Origin of the sequence: Sphingomonas sp. PAMC 26621 (assembly GCF_000251145.1) — a bacterium.
GTDB lineage: Bacteria > Pseudomonadota > Alphaproteobacteria > Sphingomonadales > Sphingomonadaceae > Sphingomonas.
The window spans coordinates 57521-70315 of record NZ_AIDW01000036.1; the positions used below are offsets into that span (position 1 = coordinate 57521).

The window sequence follows — 12795 nt, forward strand, 5'->3', positions numbered from 1 at the left end:
GCGAGCGAGGCTACGCGACGGCGCTGTGGGGTCCTGCCACGCTTTCCGTACGCTTTGCCAGCCCCGAAATCGTGCAATTCGCCATTTGCAGCGCCAGAATCGACTCGGCACCCTGGTTTCGGTTCAATCCGGTCGGCATCAGACCGTCGAAACACCCGCCATCCTGCGAGGTCGCCAGCGGCAGGTCGAGATCGTTCGCCCCGAGATACCAGCGATACGCACGACCCGCTTCCTCGACCCAGCGCAGATCGTCCGATGCCAGATACGCCGCATGGCAGGCATCGATCGTCGCCTGCGCTTCCAACGGCTGCTGGTCGAACTGGAGCGGTTCGGCATAGACGCGCCCGAAGCTCTCGCTGCCGACTGCCCGGAAGCGCCCCTCGGGCGACGTCTGCCGCCCGACGATCCAGTCGAGCGTGGCGAGGCCGCACTTGACAAAATCGGGCCGGTCGAGCGCCATGCCGGCACGGATCAGCGCTTCGGGCAGGCGCGCGTTGTCATAGGCGAGGACGATCTCGAACCACTCCCACTCGGGCCGCCGCGCGACTTCGAGCAGAGCGCAAAGTTCGTCGCCGTAGCGCGCGAGGATCTGCTTGGACTGGCTATGCCCCGGATGCGCATCGAGCATCGCCGCAGCACCGAGCATCGCGAAACCGTGCGCGCGCGGCGATCCCAGTTCCATCGTGATCGACACGGTCATGTCGAACATCCGAACCGCCCAGTCGCGATGCTTGGACGACTGCGCGTCGCGAGCGGTCACGCCAAGCGCCCAGAGCGCGCGCCCGTTCGAATCTTCCGAACCGGTATCCTCGCACCAGGTCCGGTCGAAGTTCATGAAGTTGCGGAAGCGCCGTTCGTCCGGGTTCCACGCATATTGAACGAACGATGCGTAGATCGTCATCCACTTGTCGCGCTGGACCTCGTCCATCCCCGGCATCTGGCTGACCAGCATCAGCGCGCGCGCATTGTCGTCGATGCAATAGCCATGACGGCGATCGGGCACCGAATAGATCGAATGCTGAAGCATTCCGGTCGAGTCGCTCATCCGCTCGACCGCCGCGAAATCGGGCTGGAGCGGGGTGAACGACATGCTCGATCCGTGCAGCCGCCGCGGCTTGGCCGCGACCATCGCGGTGATCTCGCGCATCGCGACCTCCGCGAGGCGCGGCCAGATCATCGTGCGGCCCCGCGCATAGGCGCGCTGCTCCAGCCGCTTGCGGTTGCGATCGCTGCTGAGCAGCGCGTTGATCTCGCGCGCGAACGCGTCCGAATCGCTGAAATCGACGAGCACGCCGTAGCCGTCCGCCAGAATCTCGGTCGCATGAACATACGGCGTCGAGACGACCGCCTTGCCCACGCCAACCGCGTAGCTGAGCGTGCCCGACGTGATCTGCGCCGGGTTCAGATACGGCGTCGCGTAAATGTCGGCGGCCTGGAGATAGTCGATCAGCTCGTCATGCTCGAGGAAGGCGTCGATGAACTGGATGTTGCCCGACACGCCGAGCTTTTCGGCGAGGGCCTTGAGGCCATCCCGATACTTCTCGCCCTCATAGGCGACGAGGTTCGGGTGAGTCGCCCCCAGCACGGTGTAAAGCGTCTCGGGATGCGCCGCGACGATCTTGGGCAGCGCCTCGATCATCACTTCGATGCCCTTGCCCGGCGCGAGCAGACCGAAGGTCAGCACGACTTTGCGCCCTTCCCAGCCGAAGCGCGGCTTGAGCGTATCGGGCTCGACGAAATCGCGATCCGGCACACCGTGCGGGATCATCACGATCGACCGACCGCTCGCACCATAGACGCGCTCGAGAATTTCGCGACCGCGCTCGGCCATGACGACGACGCGCGACGCGCGCTGCAGCAGGCCTTCCATCACGCGACGCTGATCGGCATCGGGCTTTTCGAGAATCGTGTGCAGCGTGACGATGACCGGCAACGAGACGCGGTCGAGCAGCGCGAGAATATGCTCGCCGGCCGGACCGCCGAAAATGCCATATTCGTGCTGCAGCCAGATCGCCTGTGCACCGCTCGCTTCAATCGCGCGCGCGGCGTCGAGATAGGCGACACGGTCCTGCTCGGGGATGCTGCGCGTTACCTCGGGCGGATAGACGTAGCGACCGGGATGGTCGTCCATCGCATAGACGTCGATCTTCAGATCGGGGAAGCGGCCCTTGAGGGCCGTGAACGTGTCCGTCGTGTATGTTGCAAGGCCGCATTTCCGGGGCAGGAAATTGCCAATCAGTGCAAGGTGATCGATCGGGGTCACGACATCTGCCAAATGCACCATGTTCGTAATCCTAAGAGTGAAATCGGGGGAACACCCCTCAGCTGTCACCAAACGAACGGCCAAGTTTCAATATGGTTGCAGTGATGTTGCATCGCAACACAGGATTCATGTTAACTTCGATCACTCGCGCGACGGAACGAGCGTCTCAGCCGCGCCCGCGATAGCCCGGAACGTCCTGCGGCGGGAGCCACAGATGCTCGGGCGGCGGTCCGGATTGCCAGAACACGTCGATCGGGATGCCGCCGCGCGGATACCAATAACCACCGATTCGCAACCAGCGTGGCTGCATCTCGTCGAACAATCGCTGGCCGATCCCGACCGTGCAATCCTCGTGGAAACCCTGATGGTTGCGGAAGGCACCGAGGAACAGCTTGAGCGATTTCGACTCGACGATCGTGTCGCCGGGGGCATAGTCGATCACCAGATGCGCAAAATCGGGCTGGCCCGTTACCGGGCACAGGGACGTGAATTCGGGAACCGCGAACCGCACGAGATACAGCGATCCCGCGCGGGGGTTGGGAACGTAATCGAGCACTGCGGCTTCTGGGGAAGCGGGCAGCGCGCTGGTTTGGCCAAGATGAAGTGGTGTCATGCGCAAAAGATAGGGGAGCAGCAGCCGAAATGAAACCGCCGCCCCTCACGCTGATCCCGGTGCTCGGCGACCAGCTCTCGCTCGGCCTGTCCTCGCTCGAGGATGCGGACCCGGCGACCACCACGATCCTGCTGATGGAGGTCGCTGACGAGACGACCTATGTCCGGCACCACAAGCAGAAGATCGCGTTCATCCTGTCCGCGATGCGCCACCACGCCGAGCTGCTCCGTGAGCAAGGGTGGACCGTGGAGTACGTCACGCTCGACGATCCCGACAACAGCGGCAGCTTCACCGGTGAGGTCGCGCGCGCCGTTGCGCGGCTCGAGCCGGAGCGGATCGTCGTAACCGAAGCGGGCGAATGGCGTGTCCAGGCGATGCTCGAGGCGTGGGAAACGCTTTTCGGAATTCCGGTCGAGATCCGCAGCGACGATCGCTTCCTCGCGACTCACGCGGCGTTCCAGGCATGGGCGGAGGGCCGCAAGCAACTCCGCATGGAATATTTCTACCGCGAGATGCGCCGCGAAACCGGGCTGCTGATGGACGGCAAGGATCCGGTCGGCGGGCAGTGGAATTTCGACCATGACAATCGCAAGCCCGCGCAGTCCGACCTGCTGATGCCGCACCCCCTGCGTTTTCCCCCCGATGCGATCACGCAGGACGTGCTCGCGCTGGTGGCGGACCGGTTCGCGGATCATCCCGGCAGCCTCGACAGCTTCGCCTGGGCGGTGACCGCGCACGACGCCGAACGGCAGCAGAAGCATTTCCTCGATCATGCGCTCGCTGGATTCGGCGATTATCAGGACGCGATGCTGACCGGCGAGCCTGCCTTGTGGCATTCGCTGCTCTCGCCCTATCTCAACTCCGGGCTGCTTGATCCCCTCGCGCTCTGCCGCGCGGTCGAGAAGCGGTTCCGCGCGGGCAAGGTGCCGGTCAACGCGGCGGAAGGCTTCATCCGCCAGATCATCGGCTGGCGCGAATATGTCCGCGGGATCTACTGGCGCGAAAGCCCCGAGTACGCGCAGCGCAACGCGCTCGGCGCGACCCGTGCGCTCCCCGCTTTCTACTGGACCGGCGAGACCGACCTGCACTGCATGGCCGAGGCGCTAGGGCAGACGCTCGCCAACGCACACGCGCATCATATCCAGCGGCTGATGGTCACGGGCACCTTCGCGCTGCTGATCGGCGCGGACCCGCACGCGGTCCATCTGTGGTACCTCGAAATTTATATCGACGCGTATGAATGGGTCGAACTGCCCAATACGCTCGGCATGAGCCAGTTCGCCGATGGCGGCCTGCTCGGCTCCAAACCCTATGCGGCAAGCGGCGCGTACATCAACAAGATGTCCGATTACTGCAAGACTTGCCGCTACGACGTCCGCCAGCGGACCGGCCCCGACGCCTGCCCGTTCAACGCGCTCTACTGGGACTTCATCGCCCGCCACGAGGACACGCTCGCGCGCAATCCGCGCATGGCGATGCCGTACCGGACGTGGAGCAAGATGGCCCCAGCGACCCAGGATGAGATCCGCGGGTCGGCAAAAGCCTTTCTCGACCGTCTCGACGCCGCTGCGGAGGCAGGTTAGGCTCCCCAAAACAAGCAAAAGGAGACGGGACATGGACTCGCTGGTGACCACCGAATGGCTCGCAACCGAACTCGGCGCGAACGACTTGCGGATCGTCGACGCGACCTATTTCGCGGGCTTCGGGGACCGCAACGCTGCCGCCGAATATGAAGCGGCGCATATCCCCGGCGCGGTGTTCATGGATCTGGGCGAAATCGCCGACACGTCGAGCGACCTTCCCTCGATGCTTCCCACGCCCGAGAAATTCGCAAGCCGGATGCAGTCGCTCGGGCTCGGCGATGGCAGCCGGATCGTGCTCTACGACAACTCGCCCTATCATACGTCGGCGCGCGCGTGGTTCATGCTCCGCACCTTCGGCGCGCATGACGTCGCGATCCTCGATGGCGGGCTTTCCAAGTGGCAGGCGGAAGGTCGCGACACCGCCAGCGGCAAGGAACAGCTCCGCCACCGGCACTTCACCGTCTGGGCCGACGACAAGGGCGTCCGCACGCTCGACCAGATGAAGGCCAACGTCGACAGCGGCGCAGAGCAGGTGCTCGACGCACGCTCCGCCGCGCGCTTCACCGGCGAGGAAGCCGACCCGCGCCCCGCGACGCACCCGGGGCATATCCCGGGGTCGAAGAACCTGCCGGTCGGTCAGCTGTTCAACGAAGACGGCACGTGGAAGACCGGCGACGCGCTCCGCAGCGCGTTCGAGGGCGCGGGGATCGACCTCGCCAAGCCGCTGGTGACGACCTGCGGCTCGGGTATCACCGCCTCGGCGCTCGCGTTCGGCGCGCATCTGCTGGGGGCGAACGCCGCGGTCTATGACGGCAGCTGGTCCGAATGGGGTGCGGATCGCACGACGCCTAAGGCGACCGGCGCGGCGTAACGCCTTCTTTTCTTTAGCCCCTCCCCTTCAGGGGAGGGGTTGGGGGTGGGGCAGTGCCTCGCAGAGAGCGAAGTTCTGCTGGACTTCCCCACCCCAACCCCTCCCCTGAAGGGGAGGGGCTTCTAGAACGAAGCTCAGCGCTTGCCTTTCCTCACGCAGAGAGCTTTGCAGTCCCGGCACTGCCGGAGCGACACCATGAAGAAGACCGATACCCCCAAGGGCAACTCCACCCGCGTCGTCACCGCCGGTCGCCGCAAGGAATGGACCCAGGGGATCGTCAACACCCCCGTCTGGCGCGCCTCGACGATCCTGTACGACTCGGTCGCCGACCTCCGCGCCGCCGGCGCGCGCGACACGCACCACCGGCTCTTTTACGGCCGCCGCGGCACGCCGACCCAATGGAGCCTTGCCGACGCGCTGACCGAACTCGAGCCCGGCGCCGAAGGTACGTTCCTTTATCCATCGGGTGTCGCAGCGATCGCCGCCGCGATGCTTTCGGTCCTGTCCCCCGGCGACGAAGTGCTGATCCCCGACACCGCCTATGACCCGACCCGCTCGCTCGCCAACGGGCTGCTCGCGCGGATGGGGATCACGACGCGCTTCTATGATCCGCTGATCGGGGCGGGCATGGCCGACTTCATCGGCGACTCCACCGCTGCGATCCTGCTCGAAAGCCCGGGCAGCCTGACCTTCGAGGTGCAGGACATCCCCGCGATCGTCGCCGCCGCCAAGGCGCGTGGCATCACGACGCTGCTCGACAACACCTGGGCGACGCCGTTGTTCTTCCCCGCGATCGCGCACGGGATCGACCTGACGATCCTTGCGTGCACCAAGTACGTCGTCGGGCACAGCGACGTAATGCTCGGCTCGGTCACCGCCGCGCCGGGGCATTTCGCACGGCTGCGCGACACCAGCTTCCAGCTCGGGCAGGTCGCCAGCCCCGACGATTGCTGGCTCGGGTCACGCGGTTTGCGCACCATGGCGATCCGGCTGCGCCAGCACGAACAGAGCGCGCTCCAGATCGCGCGTTGGCTGCACGACCGCCCCGAGGTCGCCACCGTGCTGCATCCTGCCCTGCCCGACTGCCCGGGGCATGAAACCTTCCTCCGCGATTTCTCCGGCTCGTCCGGCTTGTTCTCGTTCGTATTGCAGGGCGGCACCGAGGCGGCGCGCGCCGCGCTGATCGACGGGCTCGAGCATTTCGGGATCGGCTATAGCTGGGGCGGATATGAAAGCCTCGCGATCCCGGTCGATCCGCATCGCCATCGCACCGCGACGCGCCGTGCTGATGCCGGGCCGATGGTGCGGTTGCAGATCGGGCTGGAAGACCCCGAGGATCTGATCGCCGACCTCGCCGCGGGTCTGGAGCGGTTCACCGCCACGCGTTGACCCGGCGCTGTGGCCCGACAGCAACATTGCCTTACGAACCAGCAATGCTCGCGCAATGCTTCTTGTGCGGTGCGGTGAAACACGGCATCATTACCGCCTCTTCGGTCATCGGCGCGGGACGGCTTCAAGCCTTCGACAGATGCCGGATCGAAGACGGCAGGCGGGGACAGTCGCATTTCGAAAGGGAAATGATGCGCTTCTCCAGAACAACGCTTGGCGGGCTGCTGCTCGCCGGATTCGCTACCCCTGCGTTCGCGCAGGAAACCGCCCCACCACCCGCGATCACGATCAACGGCACCGCGGCGGTCGTCACCGACTATCGCTTCCGCGGGATCTCGCAGACCGATCGCAATGCGGCGGTTCAAGGGTCGATCACGGTCACGCATGAATCGGGCTTCTATGCGTCGGTCTGGGGGTCGTCGGTCGACAATTACGTCACCGTCGCCGGGACCGGACATCAGGAAATCGATCTGATCGGCGGCTACAAGAAGACCGTCGGCGGCACGACGTTCGACATCGGTGCGCTGTATTACTTCTACCCGAAGACGCATCCCGCCGGCGACGCCAGCAGCTCGGACTTCGTCGAGCCGTATGTCGACATCTCGCACACCTTCGGCCCGCTGACCTCCAAGGTGACGGTCAATTATGCGCCCAAGCAAAAGGCGCTAGCGCTCGACCAGGGCGCGTCCGGGCTGCTGCGCAAGCGCGACAACGTCTATCTCGCCGGGGATTTCTCGGCGGGCATCCCGAAGACCCCGCTCGGGCTGACCGCGCATGTCGGGCACAGCTTCGGGCCAAGCTGGCTCGCGACCGATTCGACCGGCAAGAAGGGCTATACCGACTGGGGCCTCGGCGCGACCGCGACCTACAAGGTGCTGATTCTCGGCGTATCCTATGTCGACACCGACGCCCGCTTCCTGTCGAGCGGCGGCCGCAACGTCAGCAAGGGCGGCGTCGTCGCCTCGTTGGGCGTGGCGTTTTGACCACGCCAGGATTATAATAAAAAACGCTCCCCCGGCACAGGCCGGGGGAGCGAGTTGCTCTTCCAACGCTTCGCCTGTTGCCTGTTCCCCAAGCGTGCTTGACGAACCGCCATCAGAACAGGGGGCCTATGCGATGGCAGAACCGACGATCCTGCGGGCGAAGCGCGTTATCCATTCGCTTACGGAGGAATCGGCGTGGCGTGTTGCCCGCTTCCTGTACCGGGACCGCCACGATGCAACCGCCGTCATCCCCGCTGCCAGCGAAGCGCCCGTACCGGGCAATTACCGCGAGGATGTCGCACGGATTGGCACGGCAGATCCCGACAGCTTCCCCCCGCTAATCTATCAGACCTGGAAGAGCCGCTCGGTGATCCCCGCCAATTACCGGCACTGGCGGCAAACCTTCGTGGATCTCAACCCGGACTGCCAGGTCTTGCTGTGGGACGATGCTGACAATCGCGCGTTCATCGCGGATCGCTTCGCTTGGGCGCTGCCCGTCTACGACAGCTACCAACGGGAGATCTTCCGCGCCGATGCGGTGCGGTTCTTCTTTCTGTTCGAATTCGGTGGCCTGTATGCGGACATGGATACCGAATGCCTCCGGCCGATTCACCCAAGCGCGACGGCGGGCGCGGTCGTGCTGTGCCGGATGGGAGGCAACCCGGATTTCGCCCATGCGCTTCCGAATGCCGTCATGGCCTCGCGGCCGTTCCAGATATTCTGGCTATTCGCTATCAAACGCATGCTCGACGCAGCCGCTAGCCCCGCCGCAGCAACCTCTGGGCCGGAAGCGTTGACCGGGCCGGTGCTGCTCAAGCAGGCTCATGATGCGTTCGTCAGGCTCGACGAAGCAGCCGTCATGGCGGAGTTGGCACCCGTGCTGGCACTCCTCAACGAGCGTCAGCAGGCTTCGCTCCGCTATGCACAACCGACTCTCCTTCCCGGGCCGGTCTGGTATCCACTCGACTGGACCAACCTGATCCACAAACGCCTTCGCGACCGCCTCCGAAAAGACCAACGGATCCTGCCCGCATCGGTCGGCAGGACGTTGTTCCCGCATGCCGCAGTCGTCACCTATTGGAGCCATTCCTGGTAAGACGGCGGATGTTGCGCAACCGACGCGGTCGCGCTTCGTCCTGACCGCGTCCGGGCATCGCTTACTTCGGCGTGGACGTCCGTGCGGTCTGGCCGTCGCCTTCGGGCGCGGAGACGATGTCGCGCGTCGTCGTGCCCTTGTCGACGACGGTCGTGCCCGGATCGCCGACCGACGACCGGATACCCGGATCGTCATTGTCGATCCCGGCCTGGCTGATCGTCGCCGCCTCGCCCGCGCTGCGCTGCGCCGCGCCGCCGAACAGCGCGTCGAGCGCCTGTGCATTGGCGCTGACGTCGTTCGCGCGCGCCGCCCCGGGCTTGGGCGGGGTCAGCGAGAAATCGGGCGGGATCACTAGCGGGGCCTGGCGTGCGACAGTGAACTCGTCGGGGCCGCTACGTCCGTGGACACGGTTGTGTGCACAGCCCGACAGCAGAACGAGCGCAAGCGCAGCGGGGAGGATCGTCGAAATACGCATGCAAAGTCTCCGTTGGGCCCTGATCTGCCCCTGATTCTATCGTGCCCGGGGCGATCCGGGCCCCGTCGCTGGTGTTGTCGCTGGTGCATCCGCTGCCGGACTCCCCCGCACCGGCTTCTCTCGTACCAGAAGCGCGCGCGCGAACAAGATGACGACGCCGATCGAGATCGCCGCATCCGCGATGTTGAACACGAGGAACGGCTGCCAGCTGCCGAAATGCAGATCGGCGAAATCGACGACATAGCCAAGCCGTACGCGATCCAGGATATTCCCCGCCGCGCCGCCGAGCACGAGGCCGAGCGCCGCCTGCTCCGCGCGGTTGGTTTCGCGCCACATCCACACCAGCACGCCGAGCGCGATCACCCCGGTCATCGCGACCAGCAGCCACCGCATCGTGTCGGTATCGGCATGGAGCAGCCCGAGCGACACGCCATGATTGGCGACGAAGCGCAGGTTGAAGAAAGACGTGACGTAATGCGCATCGCTCAGCGCATCGAGCTTGAGCCCGTCGGTCACGCCGAGCTTCGCCGCCTGGTCACAAACGAACAGAAGCGCGGCGGTCGCCAGCCCGGCCAGCGGCAGCTTCATGCGACCACCTCTTCGCAGCGATCGCACAAATCGCCGTCGACCGTGACTTCGGGCAGATGCCGCCAGCAACGCCCACATTTGTGGAAGTCGGTCCGGCTGACCGCGACGCCCGCGCCCGTCGTCACCTTGGCGACGATGAACAGCTCGGCGAGTGCCTCGACCGGCATCGGGGCCTCGGGGACGACGACCTCCGCCTCGAGGCTCGAGCGCACGATCTTCTCGCGCCGCAGCGGTTCGATCGCCTCGGTCACTTGCGTGCGAAGCGCACGAACCTGCGCCCAATGTGCGGCATCGACCCCGTCGACCGCGGGCAACTCGGGCCATTCGAGCAGGTGCACCGACCCGTCCTCGCTCGGGAAGCGCGACTGCCACGTCTCCTCGGCAGTGAAGCACAGCACGGGAGCGGCATAGCGCACCAACGCGTGGAACAGCATGTCGAACACTGTCCGGCAGCCGCGCCGCTTCGGATCGTTTACCCCATCGCAATAGAGCGAATCCTTGCGGATATCGAAGTAGAAGGCCGACAGGTCCTCCTGCGCGAATTCGGTCAGCAGCCGGACATAGCTGTTGAAATCATACACCGCGACCGCCGCGCGCAGCTTGGCGTCGAGCTCGGCAAGCAACTGGAGCACATAACGTTCGAGCTCGGGCATCTCCGCGACCGGCAGGCGTTCCGCCTCGTCGAACCCTTCGAGCGCGCCGAGCAAATAGCGGAAGGTGTTGCGCAGCTTGCGATACTGGTCGGAGACGCCGTTCAGGATCTCCTTGCCGATGCGGTGATCCTCGGTGAAATCGACCGACAGCGCCCACAGCCGCAGGATATCAGCGCCCGATTCCTTCATCAGGTCGAGCGGGTTGATCGTATTGCCGAGGCTCTTGGACATTTTCATGCCCTTGGAATCCATCGTGAACCCGTGCGTCAGCACCGCCTTGTACGGCGCCCGCCCGCGCGTTCCGCAGCTCTCCATCAGCGACGACTGGAACCAGCCGCGATGCTGGTCCGAGCCTTCGAGATACAAATCGGCGGGCCATTGCAGGTCGGGCCAGCGCCCGCTGTCGAGCACGAACGCGTGCGTGCAACCGCTGTCGAACCACACGTCGAGAATGTCGGTAACGCGCTCGTAATCGGTGAGGCGGTAGTCCGGGCCGAGCAGCTCCTGCGCCGCTTCCTCGCTCCACGCATCGACGCCCTCGGCGCTTACCGCCGCGACGATCCGCGCGTTGACCGCGGGGTCGACGAGATACTGCCCGGTCTTGCGATCGACAAACAAAGTGATCGGCACGCCCCACGCGCGCTGGCGGCTGATCACCCAGTCGGGGCGACCCGCGACCATCGCGGTGATGCGGTTCTGGCCCTTGGGGGGATACCAGGTGGTGGCTTCGATGGCGGCGAGGGCGGTTTCACGCAACGTTCGCCCGGTTCGCCCCTCCCCTTCAGGGGAGGGGTTGGGGGTGGGGGGTGTCTCACCGAGACCGCACTCTGCTGGTGTCTCACCGAGACCGCCCTCTGCTGGACTGCCCCACCCCAACCCCTCCCCCGAGGGGGAGGGGCTAAGATCCATCGGGATAAACCATTGCGGCGTGGCGCGGAAAATCACCTTCGCCTTCGACCGCCACGAATGCGGATAGCTATGCGCGAAATCGTCGCTCGCCGCGATCAGCGCGCCGACGTTGCGCAGGTCCGAACAGATCGGCCCCTCGGCGGAGACGAACTTCTTGTTGATCACCGAGCCCTGCCCGCCGAGCCACGCCCAATCGTCGCGATACATCCCCGCGCCATCGACCGCGAAGACCGGCTCGATGCCGTATTGCTTGCACAGCAGGAAATCGTCCTCGCCATGATCGGGCGACATGTGGACAAGCCCGGTGCCCGCGTCGGTGGTGACGAAATCGCCCGGCAAAAACGGCCGCGGCTTGGCGAAGAACCCGCCAAGCGCATGCATCGGATGCCGCGCGGTCGCGCCCTCGAGCTGCGAGCCCTTGATCGACTGCAATGCCGTGACGGTGCCCGCGCTGTCGCCGATCTTGAGGATCACCGGATGCCCGATCCGTGCGCCGAAGCTTTCGAGCAGATCATGCGCGACCAGCAGCGTGCGCGGCCCCTCGGCCATGTCGTCGAAGCGGACCAGCAGATATTCGATCTCCGGCCCATAGCTCAGCGCCTGGTTGACCGGGATCGTCCACGGCGTCGTCGTCCAGATCACCGCATGCGCGCCGACCAGCTCGGGCGCGTTCGGCGCATCAACGATCTCGAATGCGACGTCGATCTGCGTCGACACCACGTCCTCATATTCGACCTCGGCCTCGGCGAGCGCGGTCTTCTCGACCGGCGACCACATCACCGGCTTCGCGCCGCGATACAGCTGACCGCTCTCCGCGAACTTCATCAGCTCGGTGACGATCGTCGCTTCGGCCGCGAAATCCATCGTCAGATAGGGATGCTCCCAGTCGCCGTTGATCCCGAGCCGCTTGAGCTGCTCGCGCTGCACGTCGACCCAATGCTGCGCATAGGCCCGGCACTCGGCGCGGAACTCGCGCGGCGGGACTTCGTCCTTGTTGCGCTTCTTGGCGCGATACTGTTCCTCGACCTTCCACTCGATCGGCAGGCCGTGGCAATCCCAGCCGGGCACGTACGGCGCGTCCTTGCCGAGCAGCGTTTGCGTCCGGCACACCGTATCCTTGAGGATGTGGTTGAGCGCATGGCCAATATGCATGTCGCCATTCGCGTACGGCGGGCCGTCGTGCAGGATGAACTTCTCACGCCCGGCGCGCGCGGCGCGGACCTTCTCGTACAGCCCCATCGCCTGCCATTTCGCGAGAATCCCCGGCTCCTTGGCGGGGAGCCCCGCCTTCATCGGGAAGTCGGTCTTCGGCAGGAAGACGGTATCGCGGTAATCGCGCGCGGGTGCGGGGGTGGGAGCGTCGGTCATTTGC

General features: G+C 65.3%; 10 protein-coding genes. 5 read left to right on the forward strand and 5 right to left on the reverse strand.

Going from position 1 to position 12795, the window contains the following annotated elements:
- Window positions 1-10: 10 nt before the first annotated feature.
- Together RI03_RS16850 and queF are read right to left on the reverse strand one after the other, a co-directional pair.
- Window positions 11-2284, reverse strand: a complete 2274-nt coding sequence (locus RI03_RS16850; protein WP_010218761.1) for a glycosyltransferase family 4 protein — start codon at window positions 2282-2284, stop codon at window positions 11-13.
- 145 nt (window positions 2285-2429) lie between these two features.
- Window positions 2430-2876: a preQ(1) synthase gene (gene queF, locus RI03_RS16855; RefSeq protein ID WP_037478623.1), complete on the reverse strand. Its 447-nt coding sequence runs from the start codon at window positions 2874-2876 to the stop codon at window positions 2430-2432.
- 29 nt (window positions 2877-2905) lie between these two features.
- Here queF and RI03_RS16860 point away from each other — a divergent pair, with 29 nt between their 5' ends.
- The 5 genes from RI03_RS16860 to RI03_RS16880 all read left to right on the forward strand — a co-directional run bounded on the left by RI03_RS16860 (window position 2906) and on the right by RI03_RS16880 (window position 8798).
- The gene (locus RI03_RS16860) at window positions 2906-4459 is read left to right on the forward strand and encodes a cryptochrome/photolyase family protein (RefSeq protein ID WP_010218763.1); all 1554 of its coding nucleotides are present in this window, start codon (window positions 2906-2908) and stop codon (window positions 4457-4459) included.
- A gap of 31 nt (window positions 4460-4490) precedes the next feature.
- Window positions 4491-5330, forward strand: a complete 840-nt coding sequence (sseA, locus tag RI03_RS16865; protein WP_010218765.1) for a 3-mercaptopyruvate sulfurtransferase — start codon at window positions 4491-4493, stop codon at window positions 5328-5330.
- 195 nt (window positions 5331-5525) lie between these two features.
- Entirely contained in the window at window positions 5526-6719 is a 1194-nt protein-coding gene (gene metC / locus RI03_RS16870; RefSeq protein WP_010218767.1) for a cystathionine beta-lyase, read from the forward strand.
- A 191-nt stretch (window positions 6720-6910) separates the two neighbouring features.
- Window positions 6911-7702: a TorF family putative porin gene (locus tag RI03_RS16875; protein ID WP_026046810.1), complete on the forward strand. Its 792-nt coding sequence runs from the start codon at window positions 6911-6913 to the stop codon at window positions 7700-7702.
- Window positions 7703-7835: 133 nt separating this feature from the next.
- The gene (locus RI03_RS16880; protein WP_010218770.1) at window positions 7836-8798 is read left to right on the forward strand and encodes a glycosyltransferase family 32 protein; all 963 of its coding nucleotides are present in this window, start codon (window positions 7836-7838) and stop codon (window positions 8796-8798) included.
- A 61-nt stretch (window positions 8799-8859) separates the two neighbouring features.
- Here the strand turns inward: RI03_RS16880 and RI03_RS16885 are convergent, their stop codons facing one another.
- The 3 genes from RI03_RS16885 to ileS are packed head-to-tail and all read right to left on the reverse strand — an operon-like array spanning window position 8860 to window position 12791.
- Complete coding sequence (locus RI03_RS16885; RefSeq protein WP_010162037.1) at window positions 8860-9273, reverse strand: DUF3035 domain-containing protein; 414 nt, start codon at window positions 9271-9273, stop codon at window positions 8860-8862.
- A gap of 36 nt (window positions 9274-9309) precedes the next feature.
- Entirely contained in the window at window positions 9310-9861 is a 552-nt protein-coding gene (gene lspA, locus RI03_RS16890; protein WP_010162036.1) for a signal peptidase II, read from the reverse strand.
- Window positions 9858-12791, reverse strand: coding sequence for an isoleucine--tRNA ligase (gene ileS / locus RI03_RS16895; protein ID WP_010218772.1), 2934 nt, complete (start codon window positions 12789-12791; stop codon window positions 9858-9860). Before ileS ends, lspA begins: the two co-directional genes overlap by 4 nt.
- Between the last annotated feature and the right edge of the window lie 4 nt (window positions 12792-12795).